At 71.9% G+C, this 22991-nt stretch carries 18 protein-coding genes; 14 read left to right on the top strand and 4 right to left on the bottom strand.

Annotated elements, in window-relative coordinates; all coding sequences use genetic code 11:
• Nucleotides 1-249 precede the first annotated feature (249 nt).
• The 6 genes from WME89_RS12060 (at nt 250) to WME89_RS12035 (ending at nt 7166) form a co-directional block, all read left to right on the top strand.
• Nucleotides 250-711 (top strand): macro domain-containing protein, encoded by a 462-nt coding sequence (locus WME89_RS12060; RefSeq protein ID WP_438009336.1) that lies wholly within the window; start codon nt 250-252, stop codon nt 709-711.
• 160 nt (nt 712-871) lie between these two features.
• Nucleotides 872-2410, top strand: coding sequence for a hypothetical protein (locus WME89_RS12055; protein ID WP_438009335.1), 1539 nt, complete (start codon nt 872-874; stop codon nt 2408-2410).
• 236 nt (nt 2411-2646) lie between these two features.
• Nucleotides 2647-2943: an MbtH family NRPS accessory protein gene (locus tag WME89_RS12050; protein WP_438009334.1), complete on the top strand. Its 297-nt coding sequence runs from the start codon at nt 2647-2649 to the stop codon at nt 2941-2943.
• Between the two features lie 196 nt (nt 2944-3139).
• Nucleotides 3140-5671 carry a hypothetical protein gene (locus WME89_RS12045; protein ID WP_438009333.1) on the top strand — a complete coding sequence of 844 codons (2532 nt, stop codon included), beginning with the start codon at nt 3140-3142 and terminating at the stop codon, nt 5669-5671.
• A complete protein-coding gene (locus WME89_RS12040) occupies nt 5668-6252 on the top strand; it encodes a hypothetical protein (protein ID WP_438009332.1) in 585 nt (194 codons plus the stop codon). Before WME89_RS12045 ends, WME89_RS12040 begins: the two co-directional genes overlap by 4 nt.
• Complete coding sequence (locus tag WME89_RS12035; protein WP_437667432.1) at nt 6249-7166, top strand: HTTM domain-containing protein; 918 nt, start codon at nt 6249-6251, stop codon at nt 7164-7166. The genes WME89_RS12040 and WME89_RS12035 overlap by 4 nt, the downstream gene beginning before the upstream one ends.
• Nucleotides 7167-7295: 129 nt before the next feature.
• Here WME89_RS12035 and WME89_RS12030 read toward each other — a convergent pair whose 3' ends face one another.
• The gene (locus WME89_RS12030; protein WP_438009331.1) at nt 7296-8330 is read right to left on the bottom strand and encodes a sialate O-acetylesterase; all 1035 of its coding nucleotides are present in this window, start codon (nt 8328-8330) and stop codon (nt 7296-7298) included.
• A 936-nt stretch (nt 8331-9266) separates the two neighbouring features.
• A complete protein-coding gene (locus WME89_RS12025; RefSeq protein ID WP_438009330.1) occupies nt 9267-9491 on the bottom strand; it encodes a hypothetical protein in 225 nt (74 codons plus the stop codon).
• Nucleotides 9492-9752: 261 nt separating this feature from the next.
• Here WME89_RS12025 and WME89_RS12020 point away from each other — a divergent pair, with 261 nt between their 5' ends.
• Nucleotides 9753-10166 (top strand): hypothetical protein, encoded by a 414-nt coding sequence (locus WME89_RS12020; protein ID WP_438009329.1) that lies wholly within the window; start codon nt 9753-9755, stop codon nt 10164-10166.
• A gap of 210 nt (nt 10167-10376) precedes the next feature.
• Here WME89_RS12020 and fbaA read toward each other — a convergent pair whose 3' ends face one another.
• Nucleotides 10377-11450: a class II fructose-bisphosphate aldolase gene (gene fbaA, locus WME89_RS12015; protein ID WP_437667440.1), complete on the bottom strand. Its 1074-nt coding sequence runs from the start codon at nt 11448-11450 to the stop codon at nt 10377-10379.
• Nucleotides 11451-12044: 594 nt separating this feature from the next.
• Between fbaA and WME89_RS12010 the strand changes: the two genes are divergently transcribed.
• Genes WME89_RS12010 through WME89_RS12000 form a run of 3 tightly spaced genes read left to right on the top strand, consistent with a single transcriptional unit; the run spans nt 12045 to nt 15922 of the window.
• Nucleotides 12045-12278 carry a hypothetical protein gene (locus WME89_RS12010; protein WP_438009328.1) on the top strand — a complete coding sequence of 78 codons (234 nt, stop codon included), beginning with the start codon at nt 12045-12047 and terminating at the stop codon, nt 12276-12278.
• A complete protein-coding gene (locus WME89_RS12005) occupies nt 12275-15460 on the top strand; it encodes a glycoside hydrolase family 97 catalytic domain-containing protein (RefSeq protein WP_438009327.1) in 3186 nt (1061 codons plus the stop codon). The genes WME89_RS12010 and WME89_RS12005 overlap by 4 nt, the downstream gene beginning before the upstream one ends.
• Nucleotides 15461-15511: 51 nt before the next feature.
• Entirely contained in the window at nt 15512-15922 is a 411-nt protein-coding gene (locus WME89_RS12000) for a nuclease A inhibitor family protein (RefSeq protein WP_437625284.1), read from the top strand.
• Nucleotides 15923-15941: 19 nt separating this feature from the next.
• Here WME89_RS12000 and WME89_RS11995 read toward each other — a convergent pair whose 3' ends face one another.
• Nucleotides 15942-16946: a DNA/RNA non-specific endonuclease gene (locus WME89_RS11995; protein ID WP_438009326.1), complete on the bottom strand. Its 1005-nt coding sequence runs from the start codon at nt 16944-16946 to the stop codon at nt 15942-15944.
• A 429-nt stretch (nt 16947-17375) separates the two neighbouring features.
• On the opposite strand from WME89_RS11995, the gene WME89_RS11990 reads away from it, so the two are divergent.
• The 4 genes from WME89_RS11990 (at nt 17376) to WME89_RS11975 (ending at nt 22982) form a co-directional block, all read left to right on the top strand.
• Nucleotides 17376-19685: a TonB-dependent receptor plug domain-containing protein gene (locus tag WME89_RS11990; protein WP_438009325.1), complete on the top strand. Its 2310-nt coding sequence runs from the start codon at nt 17376-17378 to the stop codon at nt 19683-19685.
• Between the two features lie 773 nt (nt 19686-20458).
• The gene (locus WME89_RS11985; RefSeq protein ID WP_438009324.1) at nt 20459-21460 is read left to right on the top strand and encodes an alpha/beta hydrolase; all 1002 of its coding nucleotides are present in this window, start codon (nt 20459-20461) and stop codon (nt 21458-21460) included.
• Between the two features lie 294 nt (nt 21461-21754).
• On the top strand, nt 21755-22051 hold the full coding sequence (locus WME89_RS11980) for a DUF2288 domain-containing protein (RefSeq protein WP_437625280.1): 297 nt from the start codon (nt 21755-21757) through the stop codon (nt 22049-22051).
• Between the two features lie 85 nt (nt 22052-22136).
• A complete protein-coding gene (locus WME89_RS11975) occupies nt 22137-22982 on the top strand; it encodes a DUF6544 family protein (protein WP_438009323.1) in 846 nt (281 codons plus the stop codon).
• The last annotated feature ends 9 nt before the right edge of the window (nt 22983-22991 follow it).

Genomic DNA, 22991 nt, shown 5'->3' with positions numbered 1-22991 from the left:
GGGGAGGGTGCATGGCGGCGCCCGTGCAGCCCGGAATCGCCGGGCGCGCCGCCCGGCGCCGCGCCGCCGGGGAGGCCGCGCGCTGGAGCGAGCACGACCGGCCCGTCCGAGGGGCGCCGGCGCGGACGTGCCGGGCGGGCCGGAACGGCGCGCTCGAGGGGGCGGGGGCACAGGCGGCCCCTCGCCCTCGCGTTCGCGGGCCCGTCGGCATCTCACGAAGCGGACCCCGACAGTGCTAGGGTGCCCCGCGTGCCGACGATCTTCACCAAGGGCGATCTCCTCAACACCCCGGACCTTCATGCGTACGCGCACGGCGTGAGCTGCGTGGGCGAGATGGACACGGGGATCTCCGTGACGTTCAAGAAGCGCTGGCCGGGCCTGCTCCCGGCGTTCGAGCAGCGGAGCGCCGAGCGGAAGTTCCAGCTCGGGGAGGCCTTCGTCTGGAGCGAGGGCAGCGACACGGTGTACAGCCTCACGATCCAGGAGAACGCGACGAAGCGGCCCGCGCTCGCCGCGCTCGAGCGCGCGCTCGCCGCGATGGTGACGCACGCCGCCGGGGCGGGGATCGAGCGGATCGGCGTGCCGCGCGTGGGCGCCGGCAAGGCCGGCCTCGAATGGCTGCGCGTCAAGAGCGTCCTGGTGAAGGTCGCCAACGACAAGCCGGTCACGCTCGTGGTCTACGAGCAGTTCGTGCGCGCCCCGGGCGCCTGACTCCAGCGCTGGAGCCGGCCTTCCGACGGTCGCCTCCGCACATCGCGCTCCGCGATCCACGCCGAGGGTCGTGCCTCGCCGCCCCTCCCTGCGCGGCGGACACCTCCGCGGCGCGCGCTTCGCGATCTCGTGGGCACGCTGGCCGCCAAAAGCTGCCGCGATGCTGCTATACCGTCGCGCCATGATCAAAGAGACGACGGTCACGGGCTTCACGCTCAAGGGACGAGAGATCCTCTCCTCGTACGCCAGCTTCACCATCGAGGGCGAAGTCACGGCGAAGGTCACGCGCGGGGAGGAGACGTGGACCATCACCGAGCGCAACGGCATCCCCAAGGGGACGTCGGACGGTGAGAACGAGGCGGTGTACATCCCGAACGACAAGGCGCTCGAGTCCATCGAGAAGAACATCGCGCCGCTGCTCCCGAAGAAGGTGGTGATCAAGAGCCCCAGGGACCTGCTGGACGCCGCCGCGGCGTTCGACCTGGAGCTGGTCAAGCGCGCCGGCCACAACAAGAAGGCGTGGGGCGGAAACGCGTGCCTGGCCGCGTCCACCGCCTTCTTCCAGACGTTGCTGAAGGCGAGCGGCTACGAGGCCTGGGAGATCTTCACCACCGACCAGACCCGGACGTTCCACTTCCCCAACATCGCCTTCAACATGGTGTGCGGCGGCGAGCACGTGCCCGGCACCAAGCAGGACATCCAGGAGATGTTCTTCTTCGCCATGAAGGCCGGCTCGCTCAAGGAAGTCTTCGACACGGGCACCAAGTTCTTCCGCCAGTTCGAGAAGAACCTGGTGCGCGACGGGCTGCCGACCGGCACGGCCAAGGAGCGTGGCTTCGTGTTCCCGGTGAAGGACAACTTCGAGGGGCTGACCCGGATCAAGGAGTGCGCGGGCCAGCTCGGGCTCGGCCTCGCCGAGTACGCGATCGGCACCGACAACGCCTTCAGCGAGGTGCAGAAGGGAGAGGAGCTGATCGCTCAGGGCATGTACGACATGCGCTTCTCAGGCACCGGCAAGAAGACGCGCGAGGAGCTGGTCGACTTCGACGGTACGGTCGTGAACAGCGCGGACAACTTCGCCACCATGGAAGACCCCGGCTCCGAGCACGACGTGGCCGCCCACAAGCTGATGAACGCCCGCTTCGGCGATCGCGTGCAGATCGTGCTCGACGATCTGGTGGTCACGCAGCTCCGCTTCATCATCCCCTACCTCTGCGGCAAGAAGCGCGAGGAGCGCGCCGGCAACAGCGTGCTGATCAAGCTCAACCAGGCCGGCACCTTCACCGAGACGCGCCTCGCCATCGAGGTCGTGCTCGGGCTGGCCGACGCGAAGCAGGTCGAAGAGTTCCTGACCGCGCGCGGCGATCTCTCCTGGATCCTCGACGAGTGTCAGAAGGTGGGCGTCAAGAGCCTGGGGGAGGCGCTCGACAACATCAAGGCCTGTGGCTTCTCCGCGTTCGTGTCGCATCGCTCCACCGAGGGCTCGAGCGAGTTCTTGCCCTACCTGCCGCTGATGTACGGCTCGCTCACCCGCAAGCTGTGGTTCAAGGCCGGCGCGCCGAACGGCGAGCGGAACCTCCAGAACTACAATCCCATGCTCCGCGCCGAGGAGCAGATGCACGCCCGCGGCATCAAGACCGAGGTGGCGGGCTGGGGCGGTCTGCCGGACGGCGTGAAGGTCCCGGCCGCCGCGCGCTGAGCGGCCCCGAGGAACGCCGGGCTCCGGGTCTGCCGCCGGGAGCCCGGCGCAGGCTTCCCCGCCTCGGTTCGCTGGCGCGACGTCATGACATGGACATCGATCCCGGCATGACGCCGTCTCGGTCCGGAGACGGCGTGATCCTGCGATCCGCGCTCGGAGATTCCGGCTCGACGGCGCGGGGGTCGAGGTTATCGTGCGACCCCGCAGCGCAATCGGGCCGACCCGCGGAGGGGAAGATGAACCAGGGAGAGCGGCAGGACGCAGCCACCTATCGCGTCGTCGTCGATCACGAGAAGCAGTACACCGTCTACCCTGTCGAGCGCGCGCTCCCGCGCGGGTCGTGGGAGGCCGGCAAGCAGGGATCCATCATGGAGTGCCTCGCTTATATCGAGCAAACATGGGAGCGCCTGCGCGCCCCGGCGGAGGGATGCGCCTCGGCGGATTTTTTTCTATCCATCCCGCGCCCGCGCGAAGCGCGTTGCTCGAGGAATGACACACAGGCTTCCTCGACCGGGAGGCCGTGGGCCAGATAGTCAGGTGAGGGCTCCGGCGAAGCTGTCGCCGGCGCCGTGGTCGCCGAGGACGCGGGCGGGCTCCTCCGCTGCGCGGCGATCGAGCGGGGCCGCCGCCTCGAGGCGTCCCCGCACCTCGCGCCGCCGTCGAGCCTCGCGCCGCCGTCGCGACGGCAGCGATCGTGCGGGCCGGACGTCGTGATAAGCGTCCCGCACCATGCAGGCGCCCGACACCGACTCCCCCGCGCCCTCGGAGCCGCTCCAGGAGAGCGCCCCGCCAGCCCCGCCAGCGGCCCCCCCGCCGGCGGAAGCCCCCGCGCGTGCCGACCGCAGCCCCGACGCCAGCCCGGCTCGCGGCGCCGCCTCCCCGCCCCCGCCGCCCCGCCGATGGGCCGTCGGCCTGCTCAGCGCCCTCCACGCCCCCGTCTTCGCCTGGGCCGCGCTCGTCCTCCCCTTCCGGCCGTGGACGCTCTTCGCCGTGGTCACCGCCGCGCTCGCGCTGCTCCACGCCGCGACCGCCGTGCTCTCGCTCCTCCCCCACCCGCTCGCGCCGCGCGCCTTCCGGGTCACGTCATTCGTCTCGCTCGGCTACCTCGCCCTCCTGAGCTACGGCCTCCTCTCCTCGGCCGTCTACGTCGCCTCGCTGAACCGCGGCCTCGGCACCGGCATCGCGGCCGCGCTGCTCGCGGTCTGGGCGGTCGTCGCGCTCCTCACCCTGCCCTTCGCTTGCTGGGGCGTCGCCTCGACCGGCGGCCTCCCTGCCCTCCGGCGGCGCTCTTCCCCGCGCGCCGCGCTCGCCGCGATCGCCTCCGTGGCGGTGCTCGCCGCGCTCGCGCTGCTCTTCCGCCACCGGACCGCCAAGGCCGACGTCCTCCCGGTGCCCGGCGGCGCCCCGTCCGGCACCGGGGCCGCGCTGCGCGAGGCGCTCTCGGGCTTCGACGCGCTCCCGGCGGCGCCGGCCAAAGCGCCGTCGCTCATGACCACGGAGCCGGCCGCGTGCGCCGCGCCCCCCGAGCCCGGTCGCCCCACCCTCGTCGTCACCCACCTCGCGCACCTCGACGCCGCGCGCGAGCCCCAGCGCGCCGACGCCGCCACCCGCTGCCTCCAGCCCGCGCCCGGCGAGGACGCCGTCGCGGCGCTGCGCGGCGCGCTCGCCGGCGCGCTGCGCGGCCCGCTCAAGATCGACGTCGTCTCGGCCGTGCAGCCGCTCGGCTCCCCCGGCCCCGGCCTCGCCGGGCTCTCGCTGCGCCCCGGGCTCGACGGGCTCTGCCTCGACGGGCGCTGCCTCATGCCGTGGCAGCTCATCGCGCTCGACGCGTTCAACACGAACGCCCCGCTCGCCGGCGTCCCCGACTTCCGCTTCGGCGTGGACCTCGCGGTCCTGCGCCGCGCCCTCGGCGAGCCCGCGCCGGGCGGCGCCGGCGGCCCTGACGGCGCGGGCGCGCGTGTCGACGACGCCGCGCTGCGGAGCGGCCTCCTCCGGATCGAGACGCTGAGCTACGCCGTCGATCGCGCGGGCGCGCTCCACCTCCTGTCCCGGCTCGGCGAGCCCGGGGTCGAGCTCACCGAGGCGACCGCCCGGCAGGCGGCGGCCGCGGCGCAGCGCTACATCCTCGGCGCGCAGCGGAAGGACGGCATGTTCCGCTACATCGTCGATCCGTTCACCGGGCGCGCCTCGTTCGACGGGTTCTCGATCGCGCGGCAGGCCGGCACGACGCTCGCGCTGTGCGAGCTCGGCGCCGGCGCCGAGGGCGCGCCGGCGCCGGCGGAGCTCAGGACGGCGGTGCAGCGCTCGCTCGGGATGCTCGCGAAGCTCGAGCGCCGCGCCGGCGCGGGCGACGCTGTCGGCGCGCTCTTCTACCCCGCGGACAGCCGCGGGATGGTCGCGAACCTCAACCCCACGGCGCTGAGCCTCGTCGCGTTCCTCTCGTGCCGCGACGCCGTCAGCGACGCGCGCGGCGCGCACGACGCCCTCATCGGTCGGCTCGCCCGCATGGTCCTCGCGACGCAGCGGGACGACGGCGGCTTCGCGCCGCAGCTCGACCTCGCGCGCGTCGCGCCCGTCCTCGGCCCGACGCAGCTCTACGAGGGAGGCCAGTCGGTGCTCGCGCTGGCGCTGCTCGAGGAGCTCGCCGCCCGCGAGCCGCTCCCCGGGCTCCCGCCCGCGGCCGAGGTGCGCGCCGCCGTCGACCGGGCCATGGACTACTACGCGAACCGCTACTGGGACCATTTCGCCAGTGATTTCGTGTACATGGAGGAGAACTGGCACTGCCTCGCGGCGCGCGCGGCGCTCGGCCGCCACCGCCGCGACGACTACGAGCGGTTCTGCCTCGACTACGTCGCGTTCAAGTCGCGGCTCGTGCTCGACGAGGAGAGCGACGTGGCGCCCGATCTCGTGGGCGGTTACGGGTTCGGCAACGTGCTGCCGCCGCACAACACGGCGACGGCGGGGTTCGGCGAGGCGCTGGCCGCGGCGATGGCGGTCAAGGCGGCGCGCGGCGAGGATCTCGCGCCGGATCGAGCGCTGATGGAGCGGGTGCTCGGGTTCCTCGTGCGGCAGCAGTGGTCGCCCGCGACCTGCTTCGCGTGCAGCCGCGAGGTGGTCATCGAGGGCGGCTTCAGCGAGAGCATGGCGTCGCCCCGCATCCGCATCGACTACGTGCAGCACGCCTGGGCCGCGCTCGGCCACGGGGGCAGGGCGCTGGGGCTCCTGCCCGGGCGGAGCGCCCCGCAGGCGGGGCCGCTGTGAGCGCGGGCGCAGGCGGCGAGGCGAGCCGGAGCGCGGGCGCAGGCGCAGGCGACAGGACGACGCCGGGTGCGAGCGGCGCGGTGAGCGCGGGCGCGGGCGGCGGCCCGGGACGGGGCGCGGGCGCTCGCTGGGCCGACCGCAGGGCGTACGCGTACGGCGTGACCGCGGGGCTCTTGCTCCTGATGCTCGCCCCGCTGTTCCGCCGTCCTCCCGTGGACAGCTTCCCGCTGTCGACCTACCCGATGTTCTCGTGGGGTCGCCACGACGCCCGCACCGCGGTGGAGCGCGCCGTCGGCGTGGACTCCCGGGGCGGCCGGCGGCCGATCCCGCCGCGGCTCGTCGGCAGCGAGGAGGTGCTGCAGGCCAAGGCCACGCTGGCGCAGAGCATCCGGCAGGGCGCCCGCGCGACGCGCGCGCTCTGCCGCGGCATCGCCGCGCGCGTCGCGGAGCAGTCCGGCCAGGCGGATCTCGTCTCGGTGGAGATCCGGACCGACACGTTCGACGCGGTGGCGTTCTTCGAGGGGCAGGAGGCCCCGATCGACTCGAAGCTCCACGCGACATGCAAGGTGGGCGCGCGATGAGGCGGCTGCTCGATCGCCTCGACCGCGCCTTCTTCGCCGAGGCGCCCGCCGAGCGGCTCGCGATCGTGCGCCTCCTGGTCGGCGGCTTCGCGCTCGTCTACCTCTGCGTCCGCGCGGTGCACCTCCAGCGGGTGGGCCACCTGCCCCCGGAGAGCTTCAGGCCGGTCGGCGTGATCTCGGTGCTCTCCGCGCCGCTCCCCCTCTGGGCGGTGCGCGGCCTCCTCGGCGCTGCGATCGCGGCCGGCGCGGCCTTCGTGGCCGGCTACAGGTTCCGCGTCGCCGGGCCGCTCTTCGGCGCGCTCCTGCTCTGGGTGCTGAGCTACCGCAACTCCTGGGGCATGGTGTTCCACACCGAGAACCTCCTCGTGCTCCACGTCATCGCGCTCAGCCTCGGCGCCGCGGCCGACGCGTACTCGCTCGACGCGCGCCGCGCGCGCCACGCCGGCGCCCTGTCGCCGCCGGCGCCGGACGGCCGCTACGGCTGGCCGCTCCGGCTGCTCTGCGCGATCACGGTGACCTCGTATTTCATCGCCGGGATCACCAAGCTCCGGAACAGCGGCCTCGACTGGGCGATGAGCGACATCCTCCGCAACTACGTCGCTTACGACAACGTGCGCAAGATCGCCCTCGGCGACACGCACTCTCCGCTCGGCGGCGCGCTCGTCCGGTATCGTTTCCTGTTCCCGCCGCTCGCGCTCGCCAGCCTGGCGATGGAGCTCGGCGCGCCGCTCGCCCTGTTCAGCCGGCGCGTCGCCGTCGTCTTCTGCAGCGCCGCCTGGCTCTTCCACCTCGGCGTGCTGCTGACGATGGCGATCCTGTTCCCCTACCCGCTGCTCGGCATCGCCTTCGCGGGGTTCTTCGAGCTGGAGAAGATGCGCGACCTGAGGCGCCCGCGCCGCGCGGAGCCTGCCTGAGGCGCCCGCGCCGCGCGGAGCCTGCCTGAGGCGCCCGCGCCGCGCGGGCCTACTTCGAGGGCTGGATGTCGTGAGAGGCTCTCGCCAGGGCGAGAGCCTCGCGGGGACGTCGCGTTCGTCCGGCCACGCTCAGTCGCCGAGCGCCTCGACCATCTTGTCGCCGTAGCGCTTCCCGAGCGTGCGCTGACCCGCAAGATCGAAGTGGTACTGATCCATGGCCGCGAGCCCGCTCGCGGAGATCACGAAGGAGTTGGGGATCCGGCCCGGGAGCTGGCTCACGACCGTGTTGTGGCCGCTGCAGCAGCCGCTGTAGAGGAGCTCTCCCGCGAGGAACGGAACCTCCCCCAGCCCGAGATCCGCGCGCAGGTCGGACACCATCCCGGCCACCTTGTCGAGCCACACCGCCTGGCCGCTGTCGGACTCGCCCTGGTGGAAGATGATGCCGCGGATGGTCCCCTTCTCCTGCCCGAGGTGAGCGCGCTCGATCACCCATTCGTAGGCGCCGTTCCAGTGGTTGTCGGGCGGGATGCGGAACTCGCCGCGCCGGCTCGAGCGGACGCCCTTCCGGAAGAAGTCGATGTCGACCCCGCTGATGGCGTTGGGCACGAGCCAGATGGTCGCGGTGGGGTATGCCTCCGCCAGCGTCTTGGCGAAGTAGTCGCCGGGGCCTACCCCCGCGTTGCAGCCGTGGAGCGGCGGAGACGCCGTGTACCACTCGTTGTACGTCCGCCCGAGCCCCGAGCAGTTGTCGTAAGCGAGCACCTTGACCCGGGGGTTCTCGGTCTTGTCCTGGGCCTCGGGCTTCGGCACGCCCTCCATGTTGGACTGGCCGATGAGGAGGAAGACCATGTTGTTGTCCTCGGCCGGGCCGCCGCCCGTCCCGCCGCCGCCGGTGCCCGTCGCTGCGCTGGAGCTGGTGGTGCTGCCCGCGCCGCTGCTGCTGCTGCTGACGGCGTCGCTGCCCCCCGTGCCAGTCGCGCTGCCGCTGCCGCTCGCCGACGTGGTGCTGCCCGTGGTGCTGCCCGTCGAGCCCGCGCCGCCGCTCCCCACGCTCGTCGTCGCCCCTCCCCCGCCCGTCGACGCAGACGCGTCGCCGTCGTCATCGGAGCAGCCCGAAGCGCAGAGGAACGCCGAGAGGACGAGGCCAAGATAAACAGACTTCATGCTGATGTACTCCGATGGAAGATTTGATGCCCTGATCCCCGCGGAGCGGGGCCCTGATGATCGCGGGCCCCCGTTGCCAGATCAAGCGCGCCCGCCGCGCGCTCGCGCTTCGCGCCCTCGAGCCGGGCCGAGTGTTACCGATCGTAGCGCGACATCACCGAGGTGTTACGAATCGTAGCGTGACGCGGCTGGACGAGGCCGCCCGCGCGCCGCCCGGCACCGACGGCGGGAAGCGCTGCCCTCCAGCGGGTCTCTCAGGGAGTCTCTTTGGTCGATCCCGAGTCCGATCCATGCAGCAACGAGCCGGACGCGCTCGCAGCCCCGCTCTCGCGCGGCCACGGCGCGCGTCGAGACCGTGTCATGCCCCGTCCGCCTGGCTCCGGGCGTCCGACCTGGTCTCGCTTGTGAAACATCCCGCCGAGAGATTCCGGGCGAGGAGCAGGCGGTCGGCACAAAGCTCAGCGGTTTCGGCACCTTACGGCCGTTTCGCCGCCGAGGGCGGCTCCGGTGTGGCCCAACTTCATGCCGGTCTGCCGCGGCGCGCCGCGCTGCCGGCAGCAGCGGCTTGTTGGGCGGGAGACAGAGAAAGAGAGAATACACAGGGAGGCGGGGAGGCGGGGAGACGAGAGAGAGCACGAACAAGGGTGGGAGGCGAGAGATGGGGACCATCGTTCGAGCTCGTTCGCATCGACGCAACCCGAAACAGCCGGCGCTGAGACTGCTGGTTCGAACGACTGATCCGGCTCTCGCCTCCCCGCCTCCCCGCCTCCCTGTGAATCTCTCCCTCTTTATCTTCCTCTCCGCTCAACGATCAGTCGACTGGTCAACCGAAGCCGCCGGACCAGGTCTGTCGAGGACGTCGCATTGTGACCTCCCAGCGGCGCAGAAGCCCGCGCCAACCACGTCCGGACTTCCGGCGGGCGGCCCCTCGAGTCGCTACACCGCCTCGTCCGCCGTGTCGGCGAACGGCTCGCACACGACATAGAACTTCTTCCCGCTCGGATGGATCGCCAGCGTCCCGAAGCGCTTGCAGGCAAAGCACTCGCGCGCGTCCGTCATGTCATCTTCTCTCCGCGGACAGCGCACCTTCCCCGGCGTGGCCCCATCGCCCTCGACCTCGAGCCACGACAACCTCTCCGGTGCATCCAGACGACGACACATGGCGCCCTCCTCCCGCGGCCTTCGGCCGATGACGGGCCTCATTGCAAGCCACGAGCCGGGCGAGGGCGCTCCGCGGCTCAGGCGCCGCCGGGGAGCGCCGCGCGAGCCCGCGCCACGGCGCTTCTCGGGAGAGCTGAAGGCGCACAGGCGCAGGACGCGCAAGGTGTGCGCCTCCGCGCAATCTGCGCATCTCACGGCGGGCCCGGCGGCCCCTCTCCGGGGAGCAGCGATGGCACATGGCATGCTCCCGTCCTCGACACCATGGCTTCTCCTGCCCAGAAGATGACCGCCCGCTCCTCTGGCAATCTGCCCATCGCGCTCGTCCTCCTCGGGAGCGGCGCCCTGCTCTGGCTCCGCGCCGCGCAGCGCCCCCCGGGCGCGCTGGCGCTGCTCCCGGCCGTCGACGGCTGCCTGGTCGTCGGGGTCGTCGGCGTGCTGCTCGCGCTGCTGCACGGCGTCCCCTACCGGACAGCGCTCCTGTCGGTCGCGGCCCCGATCGCCGGCGTGCAGCTCCTCGCCAGCGAGCTCGCGGGGTTCTCCTTCCTGCCCGTGCTCGGCATCGAGCTCACCGCCTTTGGTCTGCTCGGCCTGCCGCTCTCCCGCTTGCCCCGTCGCCGCCGCGCGGCGACTCACCCGGTCCGCTCGCTTCACACGGCGCACTCGTCGCCTTCATGAGCCACCGCGGCGGACGGCAAGGCTGCTCGCACAGTTGCCTCCCGCCCGGGAGCGGCGCGCGGATCGGGATCGACCGCGACGAGGACGGCACCCGGGACGGCGACGAGTGAGCGGCCGGCGCTCCCCGGCGCTCGGCTCCGCGTGAGCCCGCGTGAGATCGGGCCGCTCCGGCCGCGCGCAGGGGGGCGCGGCCGGAGCCGACGGCGCGGATCAGAACTCGAACTTGTCGAACGAGTTCAGGTCCTTGCACGCCTCGACGAGGCGCGCGGCCACGCCCTTCTCGCCGAGGTGGAGCCAGCCGCGCGGGTCGATGTACTTCTTGTTGGGCTTGTCCTCGCCCTCGGGGTTGCCGAGCTGCGACTTCAGGTACGCGCCCTTGTCGTCCATGTACTTCTTGATGGGCTGCGTGAAGGCCCACTGCGTGTCCGTGTCGATGTTCATCTTGATGACGCCGTAGGAGACCGCCTCGCGGATCTCCTCGCGCGACGAGCCGGAGCCGCCGTGGAACACGAAGTCGACCGGCTTCGCGCCCGTCTTGCGCTCCTTCTGGATCGCGTCCTGGGAGTTCTTCAGGATGGGCGGGCGGAGCTGCACGTTGCCCGGCTTGTAGACGCCGTGCGTGTTGCCGAACGACGCGGCGACCGTGAAGTTGCCGATCGGCTTGAGCGCGTCGTAGGCCGCGAGGACCTCCGACGGCTGGGTGTACAGCTTGGAGTTGTCGATGCCGCTGTTGTCGACGCCGTCCTCCTCGCCGCCGGTGACGCCGAGCTCGATCTCGAGCGTCATCTTGAGGGCCGCCATCTGCCGCAGGTACTTCTGGCAGATCTCGAGGTTCTCGTGGAGCGGCTCCTCGGACAGGTCGAGCATGTGGGAGGAGAACAGGGGCTCTCCGTTCTTCTCGAAGAACTGCTTGCCGTACGCCAGCAGGCCGTCGATCCACGGCAAGAGCTTCTTCGCCGCGTGGTCCGTGTGCAGGACGACCGGCACGCCGTAGGCCTCGGCCAGGTTCCGCACGTAGTGCGCGCCCGCGATCGCGCCCGCGATGGCGGCCTTCTCACCCTTGTTGTCCAGGAACTTGCCGGCGAAGAAGTGGGCGCCGCCGTTCGAGAACTGGATGATGATGGGGCTCTTGGCCTCTCTGGCCGCCTGGAGGGCGGCGGTCGTGCTGTGCGAGCCGATCACGTTCACCGCCGGCAGCGCGCACTCCACGCTCTTCATGTACTCGAACAGTTCCTGAAGAGCGGAACCAGTGATCACGCCGGGCTTGAGCTTCATCTTGGACATGGCTGGTTGAATCCTTGTTCGTTGCGCTGGTGTCCGCCGAGCATGCAACGCGGCAACGGAAAGCGGAAGGGTGGATCGGACCCCAGGGGCGGGCGCGTCCCGGTACCATCGCCCAAGCTCCGGGAGCAAGCGGATTCTCCCGTTCGGCACCAGCGCGGTTGAAGCGTCGCGTCACCGCCGCTGATGAGCAGCAGAAGAAGCAGCCCCGAAACGTCCCTGAGATGTCAAGCGCAACCTGTGCGGCGAGGCGACGTCAGCACAAAACATTCATGAATTCAACAGGTTAACATCACCTGGGCGGGCGGCTGGCGATTGACGCCGCCCGGGAGGTACGCCATGTCGCAGGACACCCCATGACCATCGAATCCGCAACGATCGCGAAAAGGGTTCGCTCTCGGGTCGCCTGGCTCGGCCTGCTTGCGTCGCTCCTCCCTCTGGCAGCCGGCTGCGGTGACGACGAGCCCAGTTCTCCCGGCGGCACCGGGAGTGGTCAGAGCGCCAGCGGAGGCGGCCTCGGCGGCGAAGGTGGCCTTGGCGGCGCAGGTGGCGCAGGCGGCCTTGGCGGCGCAGGCGGACTTGGCGGCGCAGGCGGACTTGGCGGCACAGGCGGCCAGGGCGGCGCAGGCGGCCAGGGCGGCGCAGGCGGCCAGGGCGGCGAAGGTGGGCCAGGTGGCGCAGGCGGCCTGGGTGGCGCAGGCGGCCTTGGCGGCGAAGGTGGGCCAGGTGGCGCAGGCGGCCTGGGCGGCGAAGGCGGCCTGGGCGGCGCAGGCGGCGGGGAGCCGGGCGAGGAGCAGCGGGTCACGTCTCCTGGCGGCGAGATCGTCGTGACGTTCGACGTTCAGGACGGCGTCCCTTCCTACTCGGTCGAGCGAGCGGGGAGAGCCATCCTTGCCGACTCGGCGCTCGGCCTCGACCTTGGCGACCTCGGGCCGCTCGGCCGCGGCGCGCGCGTCGCCGGCGCCGACCGGCGGACCGTGGACTCGACCTGGAACCCGGTCTGGGGCGCCGCCTCCACGATTCGTGAGCATTACAACGAGCTCACGGTCCACCTGGCGTCGGACGCCCCGGCGAGGCGCCTCGACGTCGTCTTCCGCGTCTTCGACGACGGCCTGGGCCTGCGGTACGTCATCCCCGAACAAGACGGCCTGAGCGAGCTCACGGTCACCTCCGAGGACACCGAGTTTCGCTTCGCCTCGGACGGCACCGCCTGGTGGACGCGCGCCGATTTCGAGGGCGACGAGTCGCTGTACAACCGGGGCGCGCTCAGCACCGTCGCGAACGCGAACACGCCCATGACGGTCCGGCTCGCCGACGACCTCTACGTGGCGCTGCACGAGGCCGATCTCGACGACTATGCCGCCATGACCCTCGAGGCGCTGCCGGGCGCGCCGCACGCGTTCCGGAGCGCCCTCGTGCCGGCGCAGAGCGGCCCGGAGAGCACCGCCGTCAAGGCGCGGGTCACCGTGCCGTTCGAGACGCCGTGGCGCACCCTCACCATCGGCACCCGCGCAGGGAGCCTCATGGAGTCGCACCTGATCCTCAACCTCAACGACCCATGCGCCATCTGCGATGGCGACCTGGCCTGGCTGCGGCCGGGCAAGTACATGGGCGTCTGGTGGGAGATCCACAAGGGCCTGTCGACCTGGGAGCCGGGCGAGCACGTCGGCGCCACGACCGAGAACACGCAGCGCTACATGGACTTCGCCGGCGAGCACGGCATCCCGTTCGTCCTCGCCGAGGGCTGGAACCAGGGCTGGGACGGCAGCTGGACCGACATGGATTACACCGCGTCGAACGACCGCTTCGACCTCGAGGAGGTCGTCGCGTACGGGGCGGCGCGCGGGGTCGGCTTCGTCGCCCACATGGAGACAGGCGCCAACGTCGATGGCTTCGAGGCCCAGCTGGACGAGGCGTTCGCGCTGTACGAGTCGCTCGGCATCCACGCCATCAAGACGGGGTATGTAGGGAACATCCCGGGTCATCACCATTACAGCCAGCGCATGGTGAACCATTACGCCGACGTGGCGAGGAGGGCCGCGGAGCACCAGATCATGGTCGACGCGCACGAGCCCATCAAGCCGACCGGCGAGGAGCGCACGTATCCCAACTTCATGAGCCGCGAGGGGCTGCGCGGCATGGAGTACGAGGCATGGAGCGACGGCAACCCCGCCTCGCACACGCTGACATTGCCGTTCACCCGCATGCTCGGGGGCCCGGTCGACTACAACCCGGGTATCTTCGAGGTCCTCTGGGCGCCAGAGAAGATCCCCGAGAGCCCCTTTGCCGGGAACCCGCCCGCGCGGGTGCACACGACGCGCGCCCACCAGCTCGCGCTCTACGTCATCCTGCTCAGCGGGCTCCAGATGGTGACCGACGTCCCCGAGCACTACGAGGGGCGCCCCGAGTTCGCCTTCATCGAGCAGGTGCCGGCGACATGGGACGAGACCCGCGTGCTCGACGCCGCGATCGGCGAGCACATGACCGTGGCGCGCCGGAGCGGGGACGCGTGGTACCTCGGGAGCGGCACGGACGGCACCGCCCGCGCGCTCCAGATCCCGCTCGACTTCCTCGGCGGCGGGACCTTCGTCGCCGAGACGTACACGGACGACGCCGAGGCCGACTACGACGCGCGCCCGGAGCTCGTCGCCCGCAGCCGGTTCCTCGTCACGGCCGGCGACACGCTCGTCGCGGCCATGGAGTCGAGCGGCGGCCAGGCTGTCCGCATCCGCCCGGCGACGGCCGAGGACACGGCGAGCCTCGAGGCCTACCGGCAGCCGAGCTACGCCGTGGAGAGCATCACGGTGCCGGAGGAGGTCGTGCAGGGTGACTTCGTCCTGGTGACGGCCGAGGTGACCAACACCGGGAACCTCGTCGGCGGCGAGACGATCGGCATCTCCGTGGACGGCGCCCTCGCCGACGCGCGCGTCGTCCGGATCAACGCCGACGCGACGGTGACGGTCGCCTTCGAGATCCAGATCTCGCAGCTCGGCGCGGTCAGCGTGGCCGTCGGCGACGCGGCGCCCGAGCTCGTGACGGTCGTCCCGCCGGACGCCGCGCCCGCCCCGCCGGACGACCTGCGCGTCACGGGCACGAGCGCCGACACGATCGCGCTGGCGTGGGAGCCCGCGCCGGAGGCGGTCGCCTACCGCGTCTACCGGCACCTCCCCGGCGGGCTGTACGGCGACGCCGCGCACGCGGAGGTGGACGGCGCCGTCACGACGTTCACGGACACCGGGCTGACCGCCCACCAGGCCTATTCCTACATCGTGCGGGCCGTCCACGCGGACGGCACCGAGTCGCCGGCGTCGAACGAGATCGTCCAGGCGGCGACCCCCCGCACGGTGGCCGTGACCTTCCGCGTCCAGGCGCCGCTGGAGACGCCGGCCCTGTCGGCGATCTACGTGCCCGGCAGCGTCGACGCGCTCGGCCCGTGGAACCCGGGGCTGGTCGCGATGACGCACACGGGCGGCGGGCTCTGGCAGACCACGGTCGACATCCCCGAGGGGACCGAGCTCCAGTACAAGTACGCCCGCGGCACCTGGGAGCGCGTGGAGTGGTGGGGCGGCATCACCGGCACGAACAACCGCGCCGTCTCGATCCCGATCGGCAGCAGCGGGCAGGTCGTCGACAACACCTCCACGGCGTGGGACGACGGCTCGGTCCCCGACACGCAGAAGGGGATCCGGTACTGGCGGGATCCGCTGGTGGCCGGCACCGCCCCGGCCGACGGGGCCGTCGTCCTGGCGGCGCCCGCGATCGAGATCGGCTTCTCGCGCGACGTCGATCCGCCCGACGCCGGCGGCTACGAGGGCGCGGTGCAGGTGGCGCGCGACGGCGAGCCGGTCGCGGGCGCCGTGGACGAGGCCGCGCCCGGCAGCCTGATCTTCACGCCGGCGGAGCCGCTCGCGCCGGGCGACTACGAGGTGACGGTCTCGAGCGTGAAGAGCGTGCTCGGCGTGGACGGCGTGCCCATGCAGACGCCGTATACCTTCGGCTTCACGGTGGAATGACCCCCCCACGGTAGACTCGGGCTCGTCCGCGCAGCCCGCCCGGAGATCCGCATGCAGGCCCAACCCGCGTCGCCTGAAGAGCTCCTCGCCTCCCTGGAGGAGGCCTCGCAGGACCTGCTGTTCCCCAGCGAGTCCGATCACCCGCTGCGCCCATCGCGGTGGGACGTCGACGCTTCCTCGCCGGCCGCGCTGCTCGCGGCAGAGGGCCTCGCCGCGGACACGGCGGTCGAGGTCACGACCGCGGGCGACTTCTTCGCGCCCGTGCTCGAGCCGCCCGAGGAGGCCGGCGAGGCGGCGCAGGCCGAGGCGGGGCGGTACCGGCGGCTCGTGGAGCTGCTGGAGCGCCACGTGACCGAGCTCCGCGTCTACCGCGTGGGGCGCGTCGCGATCGATGTCTACGTCCTCGGCCGCCACCCGTCGGGCGCGTGGATCGGCCTGAAGACGAAGGTCGTCGAGACGTGATCGACGGAGGGCGCGCCGCTCAGCGGCCGCGGGCGGGCCCGTCGTCGGTGCGCGCCTCGAGCGCCCGCTGCACCGCCTCGGGGACGGCGGTCAGGACGTCGTAGCCCGCGCGCCGCTCGATCTCGTCGACCGTCGTCCGGTACTGCCCCCAGCCCTCGTCCAGGATCCCCGTCTCGTTCGGCATCACCGCCGCGATGACCCGCGTCGACGGGCCGATGTCCTCCGGCCCCTGGCCCGGCTCGAGGACCACGGCGACCTTGAAGAACGCGCCCGGCACGGCGACGTCCTTGCCGATGGTGGGCGGGCGCCCGCGCTCGTCGAAGAGGCCGCCGGCGATCAGGAACAGCACCCGCCTCTCCTTCTGCGCGAGCTCCTGGCACGCCTCCTCGAGCCGGAGCCACGGACCGGCGTTGAGGTCGTGCCGCTGCGGCAGGATGTTGGTGAGGAGGAAGGTCGCCTTGTTGTCGTCGGGGGTCCGCGTCCGCTCCTCGGAGCGGACCATGTGGCCCCGATCGAAGCCGGAGCCGGTGTAGTCGTCGTGCTGCACGCGGTACCACCCGTCCGGCAGCGCGCTGTCGGCGAGGAACTTGCCGCGATGGCGGGGCGCGTCGCCGAACGACGCGGCGTCGAGCCGCCAGCTGACCCAGTTCGCGACGTTCCTGGACCGGTTGTACGAGAGGGCGTACTGGGGCTTGATCATCAGGTGATCGTCGGTCGCGGGCTCGGCGCGGGCGGCGCGGGCTCCGGTGCGGACCGGCACGCCGAGCTCGAGGTGGGGGCTGAGCGCAGGCGCGCGCGCGGTGGGCGCGCCCCTCGGCGGAGCGCCGTTTGGCGGCGAGGAGCTGCTGGGTCGGCCGGGCGAGGGAGACGGCCTCGAGGGGCGGTCCTCGCCTCGATCCAGGCCGAGCTCCTCGAGCCCGCGCTCGAGGCCGCACTTGACCCCCGCCGCGCTGAGCCCGGTCACGACGAGCGCGATGAGCGCCCGGGAACCCCAGGACTTCGGTTTTCGCCTCTTCGAGCCCACGTCAGCGCTTCCAGCCATCTACCTACGGCAGCGGCGGCACGAACGTCCAGCGCCACGCGCAGAGCGCCCCACGCGAGGAGCGCCGCGCGCCGCGCGGGCGACACGTTTCGCTTGAGCATGCAGCCGCGACTCTCCATGGTTTCAGGGAGCCTGATGGAGAAGCCGGTGGACAGGGCTCTGCGACGCCGGAGCGCATCGAGCGCCACGCCCACGGCGGCACCGCGCGCCCTCGCCGCGGCCGTGGTCGTCGGCGCGCGCCTCACCCTCGCCCCCGCGGAAGCCACGGCAGAGCCCGCTGCGGCCCAGGTACCCGCCGCTGCGCCTCAGCCACCCGCCGCTGCGCCTCAGCCACCCGCCGCTGCGCCTCAGTCACCCGCCGCTGCGCCTCAGCCACCCGCCGCTGCGGCCCAGGCCGCCCCGCAGATCACGATGCCATCGCCGCTAGGCCCCACGGACCCGCCCTACCCGCCCGGCGGCGTCGGCGATGCGACCGTGGTCCTCCGCATCACGGTGCACGCCGATGGAACGGTGAGCGTCGTCGAGGCCGAAGGCGAGGAGCCGTTCGTCAGCGCCGCGGTGGGCGCGGCGCCGTCCTGGCGCTTCGAGCCCGCCCGTCGCGACGGGCGCCCCATCAACGCGCGCATCCTCTTCCGCGTGGCGTTCCGCGCTCCTCCACCCGTCACGCCCGTCGCGCTCGCGGCGCCGGCCGAGCCCCCGGCCGCTGCGGCGGGCCCGGCGCCTCCCGGGCAGAGCGCCGCGCCGGCGCCGCCCTCGCGACAGGCGCCGCCGGAGGCCATCGACGTCGTGGTGGTGGGCGAGCGCGCGGCGCCGATGACGACCTCGATGACGCGCGAGGAGGTGCGCCAGATGCCCGGCGCCTTCGGCGACCCGTTCCGCGCGATCGAGGCCCTGCCGGGCGTCACGCCCATCGCCTCCGGCGTGCCGTACTTCTTCGTGCGCGGCGCCCCGCCGGGCAACGTCGGCTACTTCGTCGACGGCGTGCGCGTCCCGCTGCTCTACCACGTGGCGCTCGGCCCGAGCGTGATCCACCCGGCGCTCGTGGAGCGGGTCGACCTCTACTCCGGCGGCTTCCCGGCGCGCTTCGGGCGCTACATCGGCGGCGTCATCGCCGGCGAGACGAGGGAGCCGGCGCGCCTGTTCCACGGCGAGGGCAACATCCGCCTGTTCGACGCGGGCGCCCTGGTCGAGGCGCCGTGGGCCGATGGCCGCGGCACCGCGCTGGTGGGCGGGCGCTACGCGTACCCGGGCGCGCTCCTCTCGCTGTTCTCGCCCGGCGTCGAGCTCGGATACTGGGACTACCAGGCCCGCGCCACGTACGACCTCTCGCCGTACGACAGGGTCGGGCTCTTCGCCTTCGGGTCGCACGACTACCTCGCCCAGATCGAGGACGACGGGGAGACCGACGTCGTGCTCGCCGGCGACTTCCACCGGCTCGACCTCCGTTACGACAGGTTCTTCGCGAGGGGCGGTCGCCTCAGGCACGCGGTGACGCTCGGCTACGAGGAGAGCTCGAACCAGGACGGGGAGCGGGCCGGGCGCACGCGCCTCGTCGGCACGCGCACCGAGCTGTCCGCGCCCGTCTCGGAGCGGCTGACGGTGCGCGCCGGCGCCGACGCGCAGCTGGAGCGGTACGACATCGACATCCGCGAGAACGACGGCGACTTCCCGAGCCGGAACGACAGGGCGCTCGCGCGCCTGTTCACGAGCCGGGAGGACCTCGCCGCGGGGCTCTGGGCCGACATCGTCGTGCGCGCCACGCCCGCGCTCGAGGTCGTCCCGGGCCTGCGCGGCGACCTCGTCGCTTCCGAGGGCGCCGCCGACGCGACGGTGGATCCGCGGCTCGCGACGCGGCTGCAGGCGACGCCGAGCGTCGCCCTGCTGAGCGCCTTCGGCGTGACCCACCAGCCGCCGAGCTTCCTCGGGGCGGTGCCCGGCCTGCAGGTCGGCGGCCTGCGCGGGGGCACGCAGACGGGGCTGCTCGCGAGCGCCGGCGTCGAGCTCCGCCTGCCCGAGGGGTTCAGGGCGACGGTCACCGCGTTCCGGAGCGGCTTCTTCGACCTGAGCGACGCGCTCGGCAACCGGCCGCCGGGCACCGACGTCGGGCTCGCGCAGCGGGCAGAGCTGCGCGCTACGGGCAGCACCCACGGGCTGGAGATCCACGCGCACCGCAGCCTGTCGAAGCGGGTCGGAGGGTTCGTGTCCTACACCCTGTCGCGCTCGGTCCGCCACGTCGGCCGGGAGAGCTTCGACTCGGCCTTCGATCGCCGCCACGTGCTCAACGCGGCCGCCGCGGTCGACCTGGGCCGCGGGTGGAAGCTCGGCGGCAGGGGGGTGTTCTACAGCGGCATCCCGATGACGCTCGACTACGACATCTGGGGGGGCGACGGGAGCGGGCAGCGGCCCGATAACGACGACGAGGATCTCCCGGACACCGAAGAGGACATCCGGCGGCGGGAGCAGCTGCGCGAGCAGATCGCCCAGTACGTACGACGGCTGAGCCTGCCAGAGCGGCTGCCGGCGTTCTTCCGGCTCGACCTGCGGCTCGAGAAGCGGTGGGTCCTCCGGGAGGGCCGTTTGGTGTCGCTCACGGTCGAGGTGCTCAACGCGACGGCCGGGAAAGAGACGCTGCAATACGAATGCTCGATCCTGCGCGGGTGTGAGCCGGAGGAGCTCGGGCCCATCGTGATCCCGAGCCTCGGCGTCGAAGCGAGCTTCTGAGCGGCATCGCGCTTGCCTGGCCGTGAGAGGCGAGCGCGATGCCGCTGGCGAGCCGAGCAGTGCGCCGGCGGCGCGGTGGCGCTCGGCGCGCTCCGCTGCTGGGCCGCGCCGGTGCGTGGGCTCATGAAATGCAGCGTGACCACCAAAATCGCATACCATCACATGGGTCCGCGTCAGGGCGACGATGAAGGCTCCTGGCCATGATGGCGGCGAAGAGCCGTGAAGCACGGCGACAAATTATCACCGGCACAGCAATCGCGCCGAGGACGTTTGCTCCGGCATCTGCACGGAAACCCCGGCCCATACAGGCCTTCATCTACGCAAATCATTGCGGCACAACGCAATGATTCGCGGGGCGTTCACGCCACGCAACGGCCCGCGCGGATCCGGTGTTCACACGGAGGGCGGCCGGACAGCAGCGGACGGCAGCGGACCGCAACGGACCGCAACGGACCGCAACGGACCGCAACGGACCGCAACGGACGGCAGCGAACGGCAGCGAACGGCAGCGAACGGCACCGGACAGCAACGGACAGCAACGGACAGCAACGGACAGTAAGCGGGCAGCAAATCGACGGCTCAGGGCATTGTTAAATGTTGTTGAGCGGCAGCGCACAAGACGATCGTGCGCTACGTTAAGTGGTGCAGCTGCTTGCTGGTCCGATGTTTGCGAGCACTGCGAGGCGGTGATGGAGCGAAGACGCCACGGACATCGCACCGCGAGAGACGTTGCCTCACCTCCAAGCACCTACCGCAACCATGAGGGTCAAGTGATGAATTTGTATTCCCGCGCACTTAGCACGGTTCTCTTCTCGGCGACGCTCGCGGCCACCGCTCTCCCGGCGAACAAGGCCGAGGCGTCGTCGTCGAGCCAGGCCACCAAGGTCGAGCGGCTGGTCTTTCCGGTGACCCTCTCCGACGGCAACACGTACGAAGTCGTCGGCTACCTCTACTATCGCGGCCACACCAAGTACCGTCCCCTCCAGGTGCTTATCCACGGCCTCACCTACACCCACGAGTACTGGGACATCCCGTCGATCGGCGGACGCAAGTACTCTTATGCCGAGCACATGGCCAAGGAGGGGTATGCCGTCCTGGCGCTCGACATGCTCGGCGCCGGCGAGAGCAGCCGGCCGGACGGCGACTTCCTCGACCTCGCCGAGACCGCCGAGAGCGTGCATCAGGTCCTCACGGAGATGCGCACCAGCGGCGGGGTCTTCAAGACGCCTTTCCGGCGGATCGCCCTGGTCGGCCACTCGAACGGCGCCATCATCAGCACGTTCGTTCAGAGCACCTACAATGACGCGGACGTCCTCGTCAACACCGGCTTCGCCTTCACGCCCCACCCGATCCCGGTGCCCAACGAGGCGATCTCGGCGATGCTGCAGAGCCCCTACATCGCGATCCCGACGGAGATCCGCACCGACGTCTTCTACGACGCCGCGAACGCGGATCCCGCGGTCATCGACTTCGACAACGCGAACATCGCGGACACGTACACGCGCGGCCAGTTCCTGAGCCTGCTGGCCGTCTCGGGGAACCCGCTGCTCGCAGGCATCGACGGCGTGACGAGCCCGGTGCTCATCCAGTTCGGGGAGGCCGACGAGCTGCAGCCGGCGTCGTACGTGGACTCCGACGCGGCGCTCTATACCAGCGCCGAGCGCGTCACGACGGCGATCGTGCCGGACTCAGGCCACATCCTGAACGGCCATTTCGGCACGCCGGCCGGCTGGGAGCAGATCGACTGCTGGATTCACCACAACATGGGCTGGTAGCGCTCGAGCTGCTCCTCCGGCCGATCCCGAGCGTCCCGCGCTGCGCGCCTCGGGGGCGCGGCGCGTCACCCGCCAATCGACAACAAGATCTGCTCGGTAGCTCGGCGCGCGACAGGCACCTTCGACGCGGTGACGTGCTCTGGGCAGGATGGCCCGTCGTCCTGGCGAGATGGGCTCGGTCATGTGGCGCTCGACGACCGCCGGGACCGCCGAGGCCGGGCAGCCGCTGCCCTCGCCCGCTCGATCGGCACCTCGCCGTCTTGGCGTCCGCCGCCCGGGATCTATGCTGCTCGCATGCGCGAACGGCTCGCCAACACGCTCGGGGAGGTCTTCTGGACCGACCTCCGCGCCCACGCAGCGCGCGACGCGGTCATCCTCGTCGCCGCCGACCTCGACCTCCTGGACGTCGGCGAGGCCGTGGCCTCGAACGACGCGGCCGCGGTCCAGGCCTGGATCGCGTCCGGCAAGCTGACCAAGCCCACGGCCGAGGACCTCGCGCGCTGGCCGCTCCAGGCCGAGCTGCGGTTCCTGTCGCTCGTCGTCGCGCCGTTCGTGCTGGTGCGCCGGCCGCCCTCGCCGCCGCTCTCCTGAGGCCCGCAGAGCCCGCCGGGGGGCACCGCGCGGGCGGGCGGCTCGGCACGCGCGCTGCTCTGGCGTCGCCCCGATGAGGCGCTCCATGGATAACGACGGCACTTCGAGCATCCCTCCCGGCGCAGGGCTTGCGCCCTCGCGCAGCATGCGCGCCAGGTTCCTCCGCGAGGTCGCCGAGGCGGGCCTCCCGAGCGACCCCGGGCCGCTCGAGCCGGTCACCGAGGCCGACCTCGCGGAGCTCCCCGCGACGGCGCAGCGCTACCTGCGCTTCATGCGGGTCGTCGGCCGGCCGCGCGTGTGGTCCTTCCGCGCGCGCTGGACGGGCGTGTTCCGCCGGGGGCCCGACCAGCCCTGGAAGCCGTGCGAGGCGTGGCAGTACGACTCGCGCCTCGGGATCGCGCGCATCTTCCACATGCGGCTCCGCTACGGGTTCGTGATGCTGCTCGTGCGCGACACGTACGTGCGCGGGCAGGGGCGGATGCTCGGGCGGATGCTCGATACCTTCAGCGTGGTCGACGAGGCCAACGCCAAGATCGACACCGGCGAGCTCGTCACGTACCTGAACGACGCCATCCTGTTCGCGCCGTCGATGGTGCTCGGGCCGGAGACGACGTGGACAGCGGTCGATGAAGGAGCGTTCGACGTGGCGCTCACGGACCACGGAAGGACCGTCACGGCGCGCGTCTTCGTCGACGAGCGCGGCGGCGTCACCGACTTCAGCACGACGGACCGCTATGTCCAGGATCCCGGGAACCCGAAGGAGATGGTGCAGGCGCGCTGGTCGACGCCCGTCAAGGGGTTGAAGGTCGTCGACGGAAGGCCGGTGGCGTGCGGCGGGAAGGCCGTGTGGCACCTCCCGGGCGGGGACTTCGCGTATGCCGCCTTCACGCTGGCCGACGGAGGTATCGAGTTCGACGTCGCGCCCGGATGACGACCGCTG

The sequence above is a fragment of the Sorangium sp. So ce321 genome, from assembly GCF_051530195.1.
Taxonomy (GTDB): Bacteria; Myxococcota_A; Polyangia; order Polyangiales; family Polyangiaceae; genus Sorangium.
This window is presented reverse-complemented; position numbering and strand designations above follow the sequence as displayed.